Raw genomic sequence first — 17,049 nt, 5'->3', positions numbered from 1 at the left:
TCAGGGCCTCACATCGGTCCGCTGCGTCTGGACGCGGTCGCCGTGGGCGACGTTCAGCAGGATCTGCTTGCCGACCCACCACCGGGTGACCATCCGCACCGCCTGGTGGCGCAGGGTCCGGGTCCGTGAGGCGACGAGTTCTCGGGCCGTCACCGGCGCGAGCGGCAGCGCGAGGTCGAACCGGTCGCCGAGCGCCTCCGGCCGCAGCCGCCAGGCCACGGGCTGGACTTCGTTGAGCAGGTTCGCGCCGTGGACCACGATGATCCAGCACGGCGGCGCGGACACCTGTAGCACGTCCCCGTACTTCGCCGCGTCCGGGTGCGCGGTCGAGGAGAACACCGTGCGCGCCGACGTGTTCTCGGTGCGGCGTTCGATGAACGACAGGAACGCGTTCGCCGGGTGCAGGTAGGAGTACAGGGCGCCGTCGCGCTCGAACTGGAGGCCGCGCTGGAAGTTGACGTAGAGGCGGTCCTGGCCGTCGAAGGTCGCCTGGACGCGGCCGAGGTAGTCGCGTGCGATCGCGTCGTCGCTGTCGAGCCGGGTCGTGATGACGTGCGGCGCGGTGGCCCGCTCCGTCACGACCCGGTCGATGCTCGACCAGAAGACGTCGGTCAGCCAGACCACCTCGAAGACGTCGCCTGCGCCCAGTTCAGCGAGCTCGGCCTCCAGCCACGGCGCCCGGCAGCCCTCGTCCAGCAGCAGCAGCCAGGTGAACTCCGCACCGACCTGGTTGGCGACGCTCGGCAGACACACCGCCTCGAACAGGCCGATCCGGTAACGGAGCCAGGCCTCGTCGGGCGGAGGATCCTCGACCCTCCAGCGCACCGCGAACCGGGTGATCACGAAGTGGTCGAAGTCCTGCGGCACGGGCGCCCTTCCGGGATCGGCGAATGGCTGGCAGGAAGCCTACGGCCGGGCCGGTGACGTCACCCGCCCGGCCGTCACGGGCGCTGCCCACGACCCGGGAGATTCACCTGTCCCGTCACCCGAGCTCGACGGCGAGGCGCCGCCGGCGACGGGGCAGAGCCGCGATGAGGAGGCCGGCGAGCGCCAGCCCCGCGCTGAGGTACAGCCCCGGGCGGTAGTGCGCGAGCTGCTCCGCGAGGCCGGCCGGGTCGTGGGCGGCCCCGGCCGCCGGGCCTCCCGCGATCAGCGCGGACGTGACCGCCAGCGCGAGCGCGCCGCCGACCTGGGCGCTGGTCTGCACGAGCCCGGCCGCGAGGCCCTGCTCGTCGTCGTGGACTCCCGTCGTCGCCTGCACCTGGATGGCGGGGAAGCCGATCCCGAAGCCGACGCCGAGCAGCACCACCGGCGGCAGCACGTCGAGCCAGTAGACCGGGGCGGTGCCGAGCCGGAGGAACAGCAGGTAGCCGGCGGAGAGCGACGCCAGGCCGACGACGATGAGCACGGTCGGCCCGAAGCGGTCGATCAGGCGGTCGGTGAACGGCGCGCTCGAGACGACCACCAGCCCGGTCGGCAGCAGCGCGAGGGCCATGCCGAGCGGCGACCAGCCGAGGACGTCCTGGAGGTAGAGCGTGAGGACGAACTGGAACGACACGTACGAGCCGAACAGGGTGATGGCGGTGAGGTTGGCCCGCAGCACCGAGGCGACCCGGAAGATGCCGAACCGGATGAGCGGATGCCGCACCCGCAGCTCCAGGATCACGAAGGCGGCCAGGAGCACGGCGGCGACGACGAAGCCGAGCACGGTCTGCGCCGAGCCCCAGCCGGCTCCCGGGGCGGATACGACCGTGTAGACCAGGAGCAGCATCCCGGCCGCCAGCAGGATCGCTCCGACGACGTCGTGGCCCGCGCCGCGCTCCCGGGCGTCCTTGGGAACGAAGAGGAAGCCGAGCACCAGCGCGAGCACGGCGAGCGGCACGGAGAAGAGGAACGTCCAGCGCCAGCTCAGCGACGTCATCAGGCCGCTCATGATCAGCCCGAGGGAGAACCCGCTCGCCGCGAACGTCGTGAAGATCGAGATGGCCTTGTTGCGCTCGGGGCCCTCCTCGAAGTTGGTGGTGAGCAGGGAGAACGCAGCGGGGGCGGTGAAGGCCGCCGCGACGCCCTTGACGAACCGGCTGGCGATGAGGAGGCCCGCGTCCATCGAGAGGCCGCCGGCGAGGGAGGCGACGGTGAACACGCTCAGCGCGACGAGGAGCACCGTGCGCCGGCCGAGGAGGTCGGCCAACCGGCCGCCGAGCAGCAGGAGGCTGCCGTAGCCGAGAACGTAGCCCGACACGATCCACTGCAGCGCGCCGGGCTGGAGGCCGAGCTCCTTGCCGATCGACGGGAGGGCGACGCCCACCATGGAGACGTCGAGGCCGTCGAGGGCGATCACGATGCAGGTGGCGAACAGCAGCAGCCAGCGGGCGCGGCTCCAGCGGAAGGTCGGGGCGGCCCCCGCGGGCGGCGTGGGCCGGACGGCGGGGCGGGAGGCGGTGTCGGAGTTCAGCACGAACGAGAGTCTATGACACGGAATAGATTGTGTCTGCAAAGTATGCACATTCATGTAGTTCGCAAGGAATCGCGCGTATCATTGCCCTCGTGAACGAACCGGTCGACGTCTCGGCCCGCTGGCGCGAGTTGCAGGGCCTCTACCTCAGCACCGCCGCGGAACTGGAGCGCACCCTCCAGCAGAACCACCAGCTCGGCCTCAGCGAGTACGAAGTGCTCGACCTCGTCGCCGGATACGCGAACGAGTCGTGCACCATGCGCAACCTGGTGGACCTCACCCCGATGACCCAGAGCGCGCTCTCCCGCATCGTGGAGCGCCTCGTCAAGGCCGGCCTGGTGGAGCGCAACACCTGCGACTACGACCGTCGTGCCCTCTACGTCGGAATCACGGCCGACGGTGCGCGTGTGCACGACGACGCCAAGCGCGAGTACGACGGACTGCTCGAGAAGGCCTTCGCGGGCACGCCGGCCCTCGCCTGAGACTCCACTCGCCGACACCACGAGGGGCGGAGCCCATGCGGACTCCGCCCCTCCTGTGACATCCGACGTCAGTCCCCGGCGAGCTGCGTCTGGTAGTCCGCGATCGCCTGGTTCGCAGCGGTCGTCGCGTCGGCGAGCGCCTGCTTCATCGTCTTCGAGCCCGTGAACGCGGCCTGCATCTGCGGGACCATCGCGGCGCGGATCGCGCTGAACGCTCCGGTGAAGCAGCCGTGGCTGGCCGGGACGTCCGCGACATCCTTGACCTGGTCGATCGCGACCTGGGCGACCGGGTGGGAGGTCAGGTAGTCCGTGCGTGCGGCGGTGTTCTCCAGCGCCGTGTTGGCGGGGACGTAGCCGGTCGCCTCGCTGAACTTCGCCTGCGACGCGGGCGAGGCGAGGAAGGAGATCAGCTTCCAGCCGGCGACCTGCTGCGCCGGGGTGGCCTGGTTGCTCAGCCACATGGCCGAGCCGCCGACCACCGTGCCGGCCTTCGAGGCCGGCGCCGACAGCGGGAACGGCAGGGCGACGTACGGGAACGTGGTGCTGTTCGCGACCGAGGCCGCGACGGCGGACGAGTTGAACATCATCGCGGTCTTGCCGGCCGCGAACGCGGTCACGGCGTTGTTGTTGTCGGTGCCGACGTCGAGTCCGGCGCCCGCCTGGTACAGGTCGGCCATGGTGGTGAACGCCTTCACCTGCGACGCCTGCTGGAAGCTGACCTTGTCGGCGCTCTTCGTCCCGCGGCCGTTGGCCGGCGTGCAGTAGAGGTTGCCGCTGGCGGCGGTGAGCTGCTCGAACCACCAGTCGTCGAACGCCTCGGCGATGCCGGGCACCCCGGTGGTGTCCTTGATCTTCTTCGCCGCGGCCGCGAGGCCGTCGAGCGTCTTCAGCGAGGAGGTCTCGACGCCGGCCTTCTGCAGCAGCTCGCTGTTGACGAACAGCAGCGGGGTGGACATGTTCATCGGGACGGCGACCAGCTTGTCGTTCACGCTGTAGTAGCGCTTGCCGGCGGGAGCGAGCTGGCTGAGCTTCAGGTCGCCAGGGTTGGCCGCGGCCATCGCCTCGGGGGAGACGCTGCGCTTGACGTCGTGGAGGAAGCCGGAGGAGATGTCGTTGCTGAGGGTGACGGTCGGCGTCGACTTGTCGCGCAGGGACGCCGTGTACTTGGCGAGGAGGTCGGCGTACGAGCCCTGTGCGCTGGTGTCGACCTTGATCGTGCCGGCGTTCTCGGTGTTGAACTCGTCGACGAGTGACTGGAGGGCCTGGGCGTTGATGCCGCCGAGTCCGTGCCAGAAGTTGATCTCGGTGACACCCGTGGCGTTCGCCAGGGCGGACGGCCCGGGCGCGCCCGAGGCGGCCGGTGTCGCAGGTGCGTTGGCGCTGCAGCCGGCCAGCGAGAGCAGGACCAGAGCGGCGGCTCCCAGGGCGATGGATCTCTTCATTGCGGTGCGTTCACTTTCTCGTGGTGGGGGTGGTGCGGAGGCGCAGGTCGGGGCTCAGCGCAGGACGCCACGCGACATGCCGGAGAGCAGGAACCTCTGGCTGACGATGACGAGGATGACGGTGGGCAGGAGCCCGAGCGCGGTGCCGGCGAAGACGGCCCCGGGCGCCGTCGACTCCGCGGACACGAGCTGGGAGAGCCCGACCTGCACGGTGCGGTTGGCCGGGCTGTCGGTGATGAGCAGCGGCCAGAAGAAGCCGTTCCAGGCGAACAGCGCGCTCCACATGATCGCGGTGGTGACCTGGCTGCGGCAGGCGGGCAGCACGACCAGCAGCAGTGTGCGGAGGTCGCCGCAGCCGTCGAGCCGGCTGGCCTCCCAGATCTCCCGCGGCAGGGAGGCGAAGGCCTGGCGGAGCAGGAAGATCGGGTAGCCGAACGCGAGGTACGGGACGATGATGCCGAAGACGGTGTCCCGCAGACCCATGCTGCTGACGAGCTGGTAGTTCGGCACCACCAGGCTCTCGCCGGGGATCGCGAGGGTCGCGATGACGAGCGCGAACGCGATCCCGCGTCCGCGCCACTTCGGGAACACCAGCGCGTAGGCGGCCAGGGCGGACGTGATGAGCTGCCCCAGCGTCTGCAGCACCATCACGACGATGCTGGTCAGGTACTGCTGCCCGAGCGGGATGGCGGTGAGGGCGGCGGCGAAGTTGTCCAGGGTGACGTCGCTGAGCGGCGGGAAGAGGCCGCTGCGCGCGAACGCGCCGGTGCGGAAGAAGCCGCTCACGAACGTGAGGTAGATCGGGAACGCGATCAGCAGCGCGATCACGAGGAGCACGATCAGGCGCGGGAGGTCGGCGGCGCGCAGGCGCGGACGGCGCGATCGCGGTGGGCCGGGTTGCTGGGGGCGGGGTCGCTGGGTACCGGGTGGCTGGGTACCGGGTTGCTGGGCACGGGGTCGCTGGGTGCGGGTGACGGAGCCGGCGGCGCTCATGCGGTGACCCTCCTGTTGACGAAGCGGAACTGGAGCCAGGTGATGAGGGCGACGATCAGCACGAGGATCACGGCGACGACGGAGGCGCGACCGTAGTCGGGCGTCCCCTGGCCGAAGGCGTACATGTAGAGCTGGTAGACGAGCGTGGTGGTGCCGCCCGCCGGGCCGCCTCCGGTGAGGATGCGCACCTGGGTGAAGGTCTGCAGGCCGGAGATGGTCTGGGTGACGAGCAGGAAGAACAGGCTCGGGCTGAGCAGCGGGATGAGGATCGAGCGCACGAACCGCATCCCGGAGGCGCCGTCGAGCTCGGCGGCTTCGATCACCTCCGGGGGAAGGGTGCGCATCGCCGCGGCGAGGACGAGGAAGGCGAACCCGAGCTCGTACCAGGCGGTGGTCAGCGCGATGGTGAAGATCGCCCAGCCCGGCTGCTGCAGCCACGGGACGGCGCCGATCCCGACGTGGGCGAGGATCTGGTTGACCACGCCGGCGGCCGGGGCGAACATCCCCGAGAAGATCGCGGACGCCGAGGCGGCGGAGAACGCGAACGGCAGGGAGAAGATCAGGCGGAAGACGCCGCGGCCCGGGATCCACTTGCGCAGCAGGATGACCGCCGAGAGCGCGACGCCGACGGACATGGTCATCGACAGGCAGGCGATCAGGAGGGTGGTCCCGATCACCTGCCAGAACGACGGCTGCCCGAGCAGGCGCGCGTAATTCTGGAGCCCGACGAAGCGGGTCGGGTCGCCGAACAGGTCGGTGCCGAACAGGCTCAGCCGCACGCCGGTGACCAGCGGGCCGTAGAGGAACACGGCGATGAGCACCGCCGCCGGCAGCACCAGCCACGGCCCGATGCCGGCCCGGATGGCGCTGCGGGCGCGGCGCCCCGGCGCTGTGGTCTGTGTCATGGTCGCTCCTGCCCGCATCATTACGGGCACGTTCCCGGTTCGATGGAAAGTATCAGAGCGGCCGGGGCTCCGCAATGCGGAGACGCGCCGGTCCGACCTGGTGGTGTTTGCTAACCTACAGAGCGTTCGGGAACGTTCCCGGTGACGCAGGGTTACGCCTGGGTGAACAGATCGTGCGATCAGGGAGGGTGCCATGCGGACCGAAGCGAGTGGGACCCCGGCAGCGGCGGCGCGTCCCCGGATTACGCCCCACGGCGTCCCGCTCCCCGCGATCATCGGCCACCGCGGAGCCAGCGGCTACCGGCCAGAGCACTCCGCCGCCGCCTACGAGCTCGCCTTCGCGCTCGGCGCGGACGCCGTGGAGCCGGACCTCGTCGCGACGCGGGACGGGGTCCTGGTCCTCCGCCACGACGCCGAGATCTCGACCACGACCGACGTCGCCTCCCGGCCCGAGTTCGCCGCGCTGCGCACCACGAAGGAGATCGACGGCGCCCTCCTCGACGGCTGGTTCACCGAGGATTTCACGTGGCGGCAGCTCGCCACGCTGCGCTGCGTCGAGCGGCTGGAGGGGCTCCGACCGCTGAGTGCGACGTTCGACGGCCGCTACGGCATCCTCCGCCTGCGCGACCTGCTCGGGCTCGTCTCCGCTGCGTCCGAACGGCACGGGCGCGAGCTCGGGATCGTGGCCGAGCTCAAGCACGCCACCTACTTCGCGTCGCTCGGGCTGCCGTTGGACGAGCTGCTGCGGGTCGAGTTGGCGGCGGCCGGCTGGGATCGCGGGGCGCCGTTGGCCGTCGAGAGCTTCGAGGCGGAGGTCCTGCTCGCCCTCGCCGCGGGCGGCCTCGACGCCGACCTGGTCTACCTCGTCGAGGCGCACGGCGCCCCCGCCGACCGGGTCGCCCGGCGTGGGACGGCGGCGCGCCCCTACGACGACGACGTGAGCGACGACGGACTCGCTCGGCTCGCCGCCTCCGGCCTCACCGGTGTCAGCGTGGACCTGTCGCGGATGCTCCGGACGACCGGGGAGGACGCCCTGGCCGCGACCGACATCGCGCACCGCGCCGCGGTGGCCGGGGTGCAGACCTACTGCTGGACGCTCCGCCCCGAGAACGCGTTCCTGCCGCCGTCCGCACGACGCGGCCAGTCGCCGGGGGCGCCCGGCGACTGGCGGCGCGTCTTCGAGCTCGTCATGCGCAGCGGAGTCGCCGCGGTCTTCGCCGACCATCCCGACCTCGCGGCGAGTGTGCGGGAGGCGGCGCTCGGCGAATAGGCTGGCGCCGAACCCGTCCCTCCTCTCCGCCCAGGGAGCCCACGTGCCACGCGAGCGCACCAGACCGCCCACGATCATCGACGTGGCGAAGGCGGCCGGCGTCTCCAAGTCCGCGGTCTCCCGTGCCCTGCTCGGCCAGGGCGAGGTGAGCGAGAGCGTGCGGCAGCGCGTCGTGGAGGCCGCCGACCGGCTCGGGTACGTCGCCAATGCCATGGCGCGCGGCCTCGTCTCCGAGCGGACCAAGACCCTCGGCGTCGTGCTGCACGACGTGACCGACCCCTTCGCGGGCTACCTGCACGTGGCGATGCAGACCCGCGCCACCGAGCTCGGCTACGCCGTCGTCACGGCGACCAACCCGGGCGACCTGACGCTGGACAACGCGCTCACGGCGCTGCGGACGCTGATCTCGCTGCAGGTCGACGGCCTCCTGGTCTGCTCGGCGCGGTTCCCGTCCGAGCAGGTGCTGCCGTTCGTCGATCGTCTCCCCGTGGTCGCGGGCGGCCGCCGCGAGACCGCGCTCCCCAGCGTCTGCGTGGACGACCGCGACGGCGGCGACCGACTCGCGGACCACCTCCTCGGGCTCGGTCACCGCACGGTCGCGGTGATCCTCGTGGACGGCGCCTACTCCTACAGCCAGCACCTGCGCGGCGTGGCCATGATCGCCCGGCTCCGGGAGGCCGGCGCGACCGTGGTCGTACGCGAGGTCGCCACCAACGCCGACGTGCGAGCGGTGCTCCCGGACCTGGTCGCCGTCCCGGACCTCACCGCGATCATGTGCCCGAACGACCGCACCCAGGTGGCCGTCATGGAGTACTGCCGGGCGGCGGGCGTCGACGTGCCGGGGCGGCTCTCCGTGACCGGATTCGACGGGATCGGCCCGCTCACGACCTCCCTGCTGGCGCTGACCACGTTCCGCCAGCCCATCGAGAGGATCGGCCGCGCTTCGGTGGACCTGATGATCGACGCGATCGAGCAGGGTGCAGGGAAAGAGAGCTCAGGGGAGAGGGGCGCAGGGGAGAGGGGCACAGGGGAGAGGGGCACAGGGGAGAGGGGCGCGGGGGAGAAGGGTGCCGGGGAGCCGGACCAGATCCTGATCCGCGGAGAGCTCGTCCCCGGCGGGACGGTCGCCGCCGTTCGCTGAGCGGAGGGGACCTCAGTCCTCCGACTCGGTCGGCCACCAGCGGCTGCCGACCACCTTCGGATCGAGGCTGAGCCGCTGCACCGCGCGTTCGAGGACACCCGGCACCCCGGGGTCCGCCGAGCTGACCCGCGCGACGACCGTCACGTGCGAGCGCGGGCCCGGTGTGCTGTCCACCGAGCGCAGGACCAGGCCGGGCCGGTCGACGGTGTGGACGACGAGCGCCCGCACGCGCGACTCGCTCTTCTCCGTCGTCTCGGCCTCCAGCGTGAAGTCGCCGAGCTCCTCGGCGTCCTCGGCGTCCTCCGGATCCTCGGCCCAGCGGCGGGTGCGGCGGTTGACGAAGGAGCTGACCGGGCGCAGCAGGACGTTCGTCCCGACGATGCCGGCCGCCCCGACCACGGCCATCAGGAGGCTGCCCGCGCCGGCGAGCGAGCCGACCGCGGCGGCGCACCAGAGTGTCGCGGCCGTGGTCAGCCCGCGGATGTTGAAACCGTCGCGCAGGATCACGCCCGCCCCGAGGAAGCCGATGCCGGAGACCACCTGCGCCGCCACGCGGGTCGGGTCGGCGTCCGGCCCGGTCAGCCCCACCGACCCGACGATGACGAACAGCGCAGCGCCCACGGAGACGAGCGCGTTGGTGCGGATCCCCGCAGTCCGGAGCCGCCACTGGCGCTCGAGTCCGATCGCCGCGCCGAGCGCGATCGCGACCACGACGCGCACGGCGAGTCCGAGGATCAGAGCGGGATCGTCCATCGTCGTCTCCTTCGGTCGGGCGGTCGGAACAACGGGCCGGGAACGTTCCCGGTCAGTATAGCCGCCGCGGCTCGCTCCTGGCGGGGCGCATCACGGCCGCCTAGCATGGACCCCATGCGCGCGATCGTCCAGGACGAGTTCGGTGACCCGGCACGGGTCTTGAAGGTGGAGGAGCGGCCGCTCCCCGAACCGGGAGCGGGGCAGGTGCGCGTGCGCACCGTCCTCTCGCCCATCCACAACCACGACCTGTGGACCATCCGCGGCACCTACGGCTTCAAGCCGACGCTGCCGGCGGGCGCCGGGACGGAGGCCGTCGGTGTCGTGGACGCGCTCGGCGAGGGCGTCACGGCGCTCGCCGTCGGGCAGCGCGTGGTCACCGGCGGCACGTTCGGCGTCTGGGCGGAAGCGTTCGTGGCACCGGCCGGAGCGCTCATCCCGGTGCCGGACGGGCTGAGCGACGAGGTCGCGGCGCAGCTCGTCGCGATGCCGTTCAGCGCGCTGAGCCTGCTCGACTCGCTCGATGTGAAGCCGGGGGAGATCATCCTGCAGAACGCGGCGAACGGAGCGGTCGGGCGGCTGCTCGCGCAGTTCGCGGCGACCCGCCACGAGAAGGTCATCGGCCTGGTGCGGCGCCAGCACGACGCCGACGCGCTCGCCGCCCAGGGCATCCCGAACCTGGTCGCGACCAGCCACGACGACTGGCGCGAGCGGGTGCACGACCTCGCGGACGGCGCGCCGATCGCGGTGGCGGTCGACTCCGTCGGCGGCGAGGCGAGCGGCGACCTGCTGGCGCTGGTGTCGGAGGGCGGCACGCTGGTGTCGTTCGGGTCCACGGCGGGCGAGCCCATGCGGCTGTCGTCCGGTGACCTCATCTTCAAGCAGGCTGTGGTGAAGGGCTTCTGGGGCAGCAAAGTCAGCTCCGCGATGGAGCCGGCCAAGCGTGCGGAGCTCTTCGGGGAGCTGATCCGCGCCGCAGCGACGGGCGCGATCACGCTGCCGGTGGAGGCCGTGTTCGGGTTCGACCAAGTGCGGGAGGCGGTAGAGGTCGCTACCCGCTCCGGCCGCACCGGCAAGGTGCTGCTGCGCCCCTGAGAGCACCACGGGCGTCGCGACACGCCGGAGTCGTGTCGCCCGGATTGGGGGACAGATTCGTGTCCTCCAAACGACCCACAGAACGTTCTTTCTGGCTATGCTCGCCCTGACGCACCGAAGCGTCGAAGTTCCAAGCCTCCTGCCCCGACCCGAACCAAGCGGAAGGACCTTATTGTGAACCCCTCGAACGGAACCACTGTCGACCCCGAGACGGCCGCGGAGCGCGCGCACGTGCTCCTCGAGTCCGAGATCAACGCCCGCCTCGGCGCGGTGCGCGAGCTCGCCAAGCGACTCAACGACCTCGACAGCGCCATCGCCGAGTACGTCTGCGCCTGGCAGACCGCGCAGCGTGCCGGCTGGACCGCCGGCAAGCTCTCCGACATCGGCCTGCGCGCTCCCGAGTCCCTGCCGGCCCCCAACGGTCGGCGCTCCACGGACTCCACCGACGCCGCGTCCGCGCCCTCCACGCCCGCGGCCCCTGCGGCCCCCGCTTCGCCCGCGCTCGCGCCGGTCGTCGCGCTGACCCCGCCGCCCACGCCGGCCCCAATCGCGTCCGCGCCCAGCTTCGGACCGGCGCCGACGCTCGGCTCGGTGTCGTCGTTCGCGGCCGGCTCCCCGGCGGTCGTCACCACACCGTCGCACTGACACCCGCCTCGCACCGACACCTGTCGTACCGACACCTGTCGTACCGACACCTGTCGCACTGACACCCGTCGCACCGACACCCGCGGCGCGCACCGCGCCACACCTCACCCGCAGCAGTCACGTCTACCCGAAGGACACGTCTGTGAACCAACGCATCGCCTACGACCGCGCCCACGACGACGCGCAGCGGCTCGCCCGCCGCCACGAGCGCGACCTGCACTGGGCCAAGGAACGCCGCCGTCAGCAGGAGCGCGAGGTCGTCGCGGCCTCCGCGCTGCTCGCCTCGAGCAGGTGGGCGCTCGCGCGCCGCACCGTCCTGGTCTCGGGCTCCCTGCTGGCGGCGGTCGCCGTCGCCGCGGGCTTCGCGTCCGCGTCCCACCTCCCGGCCGGGTGGCTGCTGCTCGCGGACGCGGTGGCGATCGCGCTCGCGGTGACCGTGCTGATCTGCGCGACCGTCGCGCTGGCGGGCATCCGCTCCCGCCGCGCGGTCGCGCGGCGCCTGGTGGAGTCGCACGACGCGCGCCTGTCGCACACGCAGTACCACATCCGCGAGAGCGTGCACACGTTCATCGACGCGCACGCGGAGGTCGTCAACACCCGTCCGGCCAACGTCGCCTGAGTCGATGCGGCCTGAGAGACACGCAACGTTTCTCCGTGCCCTCTTAGAGCTTGCTGAGCCGATAAGTGCTTGACTGAGGCGTCCCCCCGAAAGGAGACCCGTCTCGTGAAGCCCGCCCAGCTCCGTATCCCCCGCCACTGGATCGTCTGGACCGTCGTCCTGTTCGTCCTGACCTTCGCGCTCGGCTTCGCCGCCAAATGGGTCGTGGCCCTGCGCTTCGGGTCGCTGGACGCCGCGGTCAACAAGGTGAACTCGTCGCTGCTCGACAAGGCCGCGCTGGTGCTCGACCAGCTCGACCGGCCGACCGTGGTCGCGGTCATCCTCGTGATCACCTTCGTGGTCCTGCTGTTCGTGAAGGGCTGGCGGCTCGCCCTCGGCACGGTCCTCGTCACCGGCCTCGGCTGGCTCACCACGCTGGTCGTGAAGACCGTGGTCGCCCAGCCGCGCCCGACCACGGCCGGCCTGACCCACCTGCTGCACGTGAACCCGGCGACCCTCAGCTACCCGAGCGGCCACGTGGTGTTCGCGGCCGCGCTCGTGACGGCGCTGGTGATGGTCTGCCGCGGCGCGCTCGCCCGCACGATCGTCATCGTGGTGGGCGCGATCTTCGTCGCCATCGTGATGTGGTCGCGCCTCTACGTCGGCGTCCACTACGGCACCGATGTGATCGGCGGCGTGCTCAACGGCGTCGCTGGCGTGCTGCTGTTCGCCGGGCTCTGGAACCTCGTCGCCGCGCGCGTCTTCGCCGGCAGCGGGCGGCGCGTCGAGGCCTAACGACCACGTTCCCCCGAAGCCCCGCGGCGATCCGATCGCCGCGGGGCTTCGTCGTTCATCGATTCTTTCCGCGTTCCGTCACCCATACGAGCTAACGGTCGTTACAATTCGAGTGACTCCTTGGGAAGGACTCCCGTGAACTCACTCGCCTTGTTCGTCGCCGTCTTCCTGGCGTGCCTGGTCGAAGCCGTCGAGGCGACCACGATCGTGCTCGCCGTCGGCGCCACGCGCAACTGGCGTTCCGCGCTGACCGGGACGGTCGTCGGCGTCGTCGTGCTCGCCGTCATCGTCGCCGTCGTCGGTCCGGCGATCACGCTCATCCCGCTCGGCTTCCTCCGGCTGGTCGTCGGCGGCCTCCTGCTCGTCTTCGGCATGCAGTGGATCCGCAAGGCCGTCCTCCGCGCCGGCGGCTACAAGGCCCTGCACGACGAGACGCTGATCTACCAGCGGGAGGTGGCGGAGGCCCGCGCTGCGCGGAAGGAGAGCCGCTTCGGCGTCAGCGACTGGTACGCCTTCACGCTGTCGTTCAAGGCCGTACTGCTGGAGGGGCTGGAGGTCGTCTTCATCGTGCTCACCTTCGGCGCGAACCAGAAGCAGATCGGGCTGGCCTCACTCGCGGCCGCCGCCGCGATCCTGGTGGTCGTCCTGATCGGCGCCGCGGTGCGCGCGCCGCTCTCGCGGGTGCCCGAGAACACCCTGAAGTTCGTGGTCGGCGTGATGCTGACCTCGTTCGGTCTGTTCTGGGGCGCGGAGGGCGCCGGCGCGGTCTGGCCGGGCGCCGACCTGGCGCTGCTGGCGATCATCCCCGCCGTCGCCGTGTACGCGCTGCTGCTGGTCGCCGTGCTGCGCCGCCGCAAGGCCGCGCAGCTCCGGCGCGACGAGCAGTCGCGGCCGGCCGCCGCTCCCGAGCCCGCGCCGGTGCTGGTCACGACGACCGGCGACGCCTCCGGGCGCGACGCCGAGACCGCCGCGGCGCCGGCCTCCGCCCCGGCCGCTCAGCCGCAGCGGGAGAACGCCGTGGTGCGCGGACTGACGTCGTTCGGCGTGTTCTGGTGGGACTTCATCGTCGGCGACGACTGGCGGATCGCCGCGGGCACAGCCGTCGGGCTCGCGATCACGTTCGCGGTCAGCGGCTGGCCGGCGTCCTGGCTGGTCATGCCGATCGCGGTGCTGATCCTCCTCCCGTACGGCATCCGGCGCGCGTTGCGCTGAGCACCGGGAGCGCCGAGGAGCGCCGAGGGGTCAGTGCCCCTCCGGCTCCTCCGCGTAGACACGCGCCGCGTACTCCTCCAGCGCTGCCGCGCACGACGCCACGGCCTCCTCCGCCTCTGCGCGCTTCGGCGCCCCGAACCGGTCGCGGGTCTGCACCTTCTCCAGCCAGTTCACCAGCTTGGTGTGGTCGACCTCGTTCTCCTCCAGCTCGGCGTAGGTGAAGTGCGACTCGGTGTACTCCTTCTCGAGCTCGCGCAGGAAGCCCTGGCACCGGTCGATGATCTCCTCGTACTCGTCCGTGCGGGCGGCCTGGAACGCCGACACGATGCCGGCGTCGCCCGCCAGCACCTCCGACCGGAGCAGCGCGGCCGTGCCGCCGAGCTCCAGGACCTCGTGCCGCAGCTTGCGGAGCGCCCGCTCGCTCGCGACATCGTCCGGGAGGGCGGCGACCGAGTTCTGCAGGTAGATCGCGCCGAGCGCCTTCAGCCGGCGCCACACGGTGGCCCGCAGCCGGGTCGGCTCGGACGGCACCCGGTAGACGAGCACGATCCACGACGTCGCGGGGCGTTCGGCGGTCTCGGCGTCGTCGGTCATCCACCAATCCTAGGAGCGGGCGTGCTCTGCACTACTCCTCGATGACCACCGCCCGCAGCGGCGCCCCGTCCCCTCCCGCGATCGGCAGCGGCAGCCCCACGAACCGCGGCGCCCGCGCCGTGATCCGGTCGAGCGCGGTGAGGTTCTCGATGATGAGCCCGCCCGCGCCGAGGAACACGTCGTGGAACGGCAGGGCCGGCGCCGGGTCGTCGGCCACGGTCTCGTCCGGGTTGAGCGCGTCGACGCCGACCACGGTCACGCCGGCGTCGAGCAGCGCGGAGGCGATCGAGGCGTCCAGGAACGGGTGGTCGAGGTAGCCGGGCTGGTCGAAGAGCGACGACCAGCCCGTGCGGACGAGCACGATCGTCCCCGGCTCGACGTCCCGCAGCTCCTCGCGCACATCCTCCAGGCGGATGCGCGTGCGCGGCGGCAGGCCGCTCACGTCGATCACCCGCGCCGGCCCGACCAGCCTCCCGAGGTCGACGGCGTCGATGGTCGCCCCGCCCTCGACGGTGTGGGACGGCGCGTCGATGTGGGTGCCGGTGTGGCTGCCCAGCTCCAGGCTCAGCACGCTCACCCCGGCCTCGGCGATCGTCACGGCCGGTTCTATGAGCACCGCCGGGTCGCCGGGGAAGACGGTCATCCCGCTGTGGATGGGGTGGCTGAGGTCGATCACCTGCATCTAGCGCTCCTCCCGCGGCGACAGGTGCTCGTGGACGCACGTCCAGCCGCCGTCGCGGCGCTGCATGACGATGGTCTCGCGCTCACGCACGGTCGTGCGGCCGTCGCCGTCGGCGAGTTCGGTCTCGACGTCGTGCGTGAAGATCGCGACGTCGTCGCCGGCGAACTGCACGCGCCGGCCGGTCGAGCGGCAGCCGAGCACCTGGAAGCCGTCGCGCTCCCAGGCGTCCCAGGCGGCCTCGTACTCGGCGCGCGACTCCAGCCGGACCGGGTGCGTGTGGAGCACGAAGGTGGCGTCGTCGGCGAAGCCCGAGAAGTAGGCGTCGCGGCGGTGGCTGCCGAAGTCGTCCACGATCCGGTCGACCGCCGCGAGGACGTCCTGCTCGGTCACGCTCCGACCTCCGGCGCCTCGACCGTGCGGGGCTCCCGGAGCTGGGCCTTCGCCCGGCGCGCGTGCGCACGGGCCGCTGCCGACCGCTCGTCCAGGTGGATGGGCGGCATGACCGCGTCGGCCGAGCGCACGCCGCGGGGACCGTCCGGCCCGAACACGTACCGCGGCTCCGGGAAGATCGCGAGGAGCGCCCCGTACAGGACACCCGCGACGACCACGCTGGACAGCAGGCTCAGGTCGACACCGCCGGCGAGGCCGCTGAACGGCCCGACGATGATCGGCGGGTAGGCGGCGAACAGCAGGCCGACGACGGCGGCGACGATCCACGCCGTCATCCCGCGCCAGTTCACGCCCGCCGCGAACCAGTAGCGGCCTCCCGTCTCGCCGCGGTTGAACACCTGCAGGTCGGACGGGTCGTAGAAGCCGCGCCGCACGACGTAGCCGATGGTCATGATGACCATCCACGGGGTCGTCGTGACGACGATCGCGCCGACGAACGCGTTGACGGTCCCGAGCAGGTCGAACACCAGCCGGCCGACCAGGATGAAGAGGAACGCGATGGTGCCGATGAAGATCGTCGCCTGCACCCGGCTGAACCGCGGGACGACCGACGAGAAGTCCAGGCCGGTGCCGTAGAGGGAGGTCGTGCCGGTCGACAGGCCGCCGATGAACGCCACCACGAGCAGCAGCAGCGCGTACCAGAGCGGCGAGACGTGGATGAGCGAGACGACGTAGTCCGACTTGCCGAACACGAGCGTGGCGGTGGCGACGCCGAACAGCAGCGGGATCAGCCCGAGGCCCTGGCCGAGGACGGTCGCGCCGATCAGCTTGCGCGGCGGGGTCGCCCGCGGGATGTAACGCGACCAGTCGCCGAGGAACGCGCCGAACGAGATGGGGTTGGCCATGACGATGAGCGCGGCGGCGATGAAGGTCGGCCAGAACGCGCCGCCGATCGCCAGTGCCTTGGGGCCCGGGTCGTAGCCCGCATTGAAGACGCCCGAGTACGCCACGATCGCGAGCAGGATCAGCGCCGTGTTCGCGAAGACCGCGACCTTGTTGACCAGCAGCATGAACTGGTAGCCGTAGATCACCACCACGATCACGATCAGGCCGATGATCGCGTAGATGCCGAGCCGCAGGCCGACCGAGTCGGGCACGCCGGCGAGCCGGGTCAGGGCGCCGACGATCGCGTCGCCGGACACCCACACCGAGATGGAGTAGAAGGCGATCGCGGTCAGCAGCGACAGGAACGAGCCGACGATCCGGCCGCGCACGCCGAAGAGGGCGCCGGACGACACCGCGTTGTTCGTCCCGGTCTTCGGCCCGAACAGCGCCATCGGCGCGAGGAACGCGATGCCGACGGCGACGCCGAGCACCGTCGCGGCGACGGCCTGCCAGAACGACAGCCCGAGTGCGATCGGGAAGGTGCCGAGCAGGATCGTGGCGAACGTGTTCACGCCGCCGAACTGGATGCGGGCCAGGTCGAGCCAGTTCGAGGTGCGGTCGGCGTCCGGGATGGTGTCGATCCCGTGGGCCTCCACCTCGGTGATCTTGGGACGCGGGTTGAGGGCAGCGGTGACGTCGTCGTCGGACATGCGGG

General features: G+C 71.6%; 18 protein-coding genes. 8 read left to right on the top strand and 10 right to left on the bottom strand.

The window, feature by feature from the left end; translation table 11 throughout:
- Complete coding sequence (locus ABIA36_RS17325; protein ID WP_369963815.1) at positions 1 to 867, bottom strand: glycosyltransferase; 867 nt, start codon at positions 865 to 867, stop codon at positions 1 to 3.
- 115 nt (positions 868 to 982) lie between these two features.
- On the bottom strand, positions 983 to 2,458 hold the full coding sequence (locus tag ABIA36_RS17320; protein ID WP_369963814.1) for an MFS transporter: 1,476 nt from the start codon (positions 2,456 to 2,458) through the stop codon (positions 983 to 985).
- Positions 2,459 to 2,547: 89 nt separating this feature from the next.
- Here ABIA36_RS17320 and ABIA36_RS17315 point away from each other — a divergent pair, with 89 nt between their 5' ends.
- Positions 2,548 to 2,937: a MarR family winged helix-turn-helix transcriptional regulator gene (locus ABIA36_RS17315; protein WP_369963813.1), complete on the top strand. Its 390-nt coding sequence runs from the start codon at positions 2,548 to 2,550 to the stop codon at positions 2,935 to 2,937.
- A gap of 68 nt (positions 2,938 to 3,005) precedes the next feature.
- Here ABIA36_RS17315 and ABIA36_RS17310 read toward each other — a convergent pair whose 3' ends face one another.
- Genes ABIA36_RS17310 through ABIA36_RS17300 form a run of 3 tightly spaced genes read right to left on the bottom strand, consistent with a single transcriptional unit; the run spans position 3,006 to position 6,277 of the window.
- On the bottom strand, positions 3,006 to 4,379 hold the full coding sequence (locus tag ABIA36_RS17310) for an extracellular solute-binding protein (protein ID WP_369963812.1): 1,374 nt from the start codon (positions 4,377 to 4,379) through the stop codon (positions 3,006 to 3,008).
- Positions 4,380 to 4,433: 54 nt separating this feature from the next.
- Positions 4,434 to 5,372, bottom strand: a complete 939-nt coding sequence (locus tag ABIA36_RS17305) for a carbohydrate ABC transporter permease (RefSeq protein ID WP_369963811.1) — start codon at positions 5,370 to 5,372, stop codon at positions 4,434 to 4,436.
- Positions 5,369 to 6,277 carry a carbohydrate ABC transporter permease gene (locus tag ABIA36_RS17300; RefSeq protein WP_369963810.1) on the bottom strand — a complete coding sequence of 303 codons (909 nt, stop codon included), beginning with the start codon at positions 6,275 to 6,277 and terminating at the stop codon, positions 5,369 to 5,371. Before ABIA36_RS17300 ends, ABIA36_RS17305 begins: the two co-directional genes overlap by 4 nt.
- A gap of 193 nt (positions 6,278 to 6,470) precedes the next feature.
- Here ABIA36_RS17300 and ABIA36_RS17295 point away from each other — a divergent pair, with 193 nt between their 5' ends.
- Together ABIA36_RS17295 and ABIA36_RS17290 are read left to right on the top strand one after the other, a co-directional pair.
- Positions 6,471 to 7,547 carry a glycerophosphodiester phosphodiesterase family protein gene (locus tag ABIA36_RS17295; protein WP_369963809.1) on the top strand — a complete coding sequence of 359 codons (1,077 nt, stop codon included), beginning with the start codon at positions 6,471 to 6,473 and terminating at the stop codon, positions 7,545 to 7,547.
- A 43-nt stretch (positions 7,548 to 7,590) separates the two neighbouring features.
- The gene (locus tag ABIA36_RS17290; protein WP_369963808.1) at positions 7,591 to 8,688 is read left to right on the top strand and encodes a LacI family DNA-binding transcriptional regulator; all 1,098 of its coding nucleotides are present in this window, start codon (positions 7,591 to 7,593) and stop codon (positions 8,686 to 8,688) included.
- A 12-nt stretch (positions 8,689 to 8,700) separates the two neighbouring features.
- Here ABIA36_RS17290 and ABIA36_RS17285 read toward each other — a convergent pair whose 3' ends face one another.
- Positions 8,701 to 9,441: an MgtC/SapB family protein gene (locus ABIA36_RS17285; RefSeq protein WP_369963807.1), complete on the bottom strand. Its 741-nt coding sequence runs from the start codon at positions 9,439 to 9,441 to the stop codon at positions 8,701 to 8,703.
- A 114-nt stretch (positions 9,442 to 9,555) separates the two neighbouring features.
- On the opposite strand from ABIA36_RS17285, the gene ABIA36_RS17280 reads away from it, so the two are divergent.
- From ABIA36_RS17280 to ABIA36_RS17260, 5 genes are all read left to right on the top strand, one after another.
- Positions 9,556 to 10,533, top strand: coding sequence for a zinc-binding dehydrogenase (locus ABIA36_RS17280; protein ID WP_369963806.1), 978 nt, complete (start codon positions 9,556 to 9,558; stop codon positions 10,531 to 10,533).
- A 174-nt stretch (positions 10,534 to 10,707) separates the two neighbouring features.
- Positions 10,708 to 11,178 (top strand): hypothetical protein, encoded by a 471-nt coding sequence (locus ABIA36_RS17275; protein ID WP_369963805.1) that lies wholly within the window; start codon positions 10,708 to 10,710, stop codon positions 11,176 to 11,178.
- A 142-nt stretch (positions 11,179 to 11,320) separates the two neighbouring features.
- On the top strand, positions 11,321 to 11,797 hold the full coding sequence (locus ABIA36_RS17270; RefSeq protein WP_369963804.1) for a hypothetical protein: 477 nt from the start codon (positions 11,321 to 11,323) through the stop codon (positions 11,795 to 11,797).
- A gap of 105 nt (positions 11,798 to 11,902) precedes the next feature.
- Entirely contained in the window at positions 11,903 to 12,571 is a 669-nt protein-coding gene (locus ABIA36_RS17265; protein WP_369963803.1) for a phosphatase PAP2 family protein, read from the top strand.
- 135 nt (positions 12,572 to 12,706) lie between these two features.
- On the top strand, positions 12,707 to 13,783 hold the full coding sequence (locus tag ABIA36_RS17260; RefSeq protein ID WP_369963802.1) for a COG4280 domain-containing protein: 1,077 nt from the start codon (positions 12,707 to 12,709) through the stop codon (positions 13,781 to 13,783).
- A gap of 30 nt (positions 13,784 to 13,813) precedes the next feature.
- On the opposite strand, the gene ABIA36_RS17255 is transcribed toward ABIA36_RS17260, so the two are convergent.
- Genes ABIA36_RS17255 through ABIA36_RS17240 form a run of 4 tightly spaced genes read right to left on the bottom strand, consistent with a single transcriptional unit; the run spans position 13,814 to position 17,044 of the window.
- A complete protein-coding gene (locus ABIA36_RS17255) occupies positions 13,814 to 14,377 on the bottom strand; it encodes a Chromate resistance protein ChrB (RefSeq protein ID WP_369963801.1) in 564 nt (187 codons plus the stop codon).
- A gap of 31 nt (positions 14,378 to 14,408) precedes the next feature.
- Positions 14,409 to 15,059 (bottom strand): cyclase family protein, encoded by a 651-nt coding sequence (locus tag ABIA36_RS17250; protein ID WP_369963800.1) that lies wholly within the window; start codon positions 15,057 to 15,059, stop codon positions 14,409 to 14,411.
- The gene (locus ABIA36_RS17245; RefSeq protein WP_369963799.1) at positions 15,060 to 15,449 is read right to left on the bottom strand and encodes a nuclear transport factor 2 family protein; all 390 of its coding nucleotides are present in this window, start codon (positions 15,447 to 15,449) and stop codon (positions 15,060 to 15,062) included.
- The gene (locus tag ABIA36_RS17240) at positions 15,446 to 17,044 is read right to left on the bottom strand and encodes a cytosine permease (RefSeq protein WP_369963798.1); all 1,599 of its coding nucleotides are present in this window, start codon (positions 17,042 to 17,044) and stop codon (positions 15,446 to 15,448) included. Before ABIA36_RS17240 ends, ABIA36_RS17245 begins: the two co-directional genes overlap by 4 nt.
- Positions 17,045 to 17,049 lie beyond the last annotated feature (5 nt).

Source organism: Leifsonia sp. EB34 (assembly GCF_041260585.1).
Classification (GTDB): Bacteria; Actinomycetota; Actinomycetes; order Actinomycetales; family Microbacteriaceae; genus Leifsonia.
Note: the sequence above shows the minus strand (reverse complement) of the source record. Positions and strands in the feature narration are given on the sequence as shown.

Bases quoted from the DNA above. Each gene is read 5' to 3' on its own strand.
- ABIA36_RS17240 (WP_369963798.1), bottom strand. From the start codon at position 17,044: ATGTCCGACGACGACGTCACCGCTGCCCTCAACCCGCGTCCCAAGATC.
- ABIA36_RS17250 (WP_369963800.1), bottom strand. From the start codon at position 15,059: ATGCAGGTGATCGACCTCAGCCACCCCATCCACAGCGGGATGACCGTC.
- ABIA36_RS17310 (WP_369963812.1), bottom strand. From the start codon at position 4,379: ATGAAGAGATCCATCGCCCTGGGAGCCGCCGCTCTGGTCCTGCTCTCG.
- ABIA36_RS17295 (WP_369963809.1), top strand. From the start codon at position 6,471: ATGCGGACCGAAGCGAGTGGGACCCCGGCAGCGGCGGCGCGTCCCCGG.
- ABIA36_RS17285 (WP_369963807.1), bottom strand. From the start codon at position 9,441: ATGGACGATCCCGCTCTGATCCTCGGACTCGCCGTGCGCGTCGTGGTC.
- ABIA36_RS17305 (WP_369963811.1), bottom strand. From the start codon at position 5,372: ATGAGCGCCGCCGGCTCCGTCACCCGCACCCAGCGACCCCGTGCCCAG.
- ABIA36_RS17255 (WP_369963801.1), bottom strand. From the start codon at position 14,377: ATGACCGACGACGCCGAGACCGCCGAACGCCCCGCGACGTCGTGGATC.
- ABIA36_RS17300 (WP_369963810.1), bottom strand. From the start codon at position 6,277: ATGACACAGACCACAGCGCCGGGGCGCCGCGCCCGCAGCGCCATCCGG.
- ABIA36_RS17280 (WP_369963806.1), top strand. From the start codon at position 9,556: ATGCGCGCGATCGTCCAGGACGAGTTCGGTGACCCGGCACGGGTCTTG.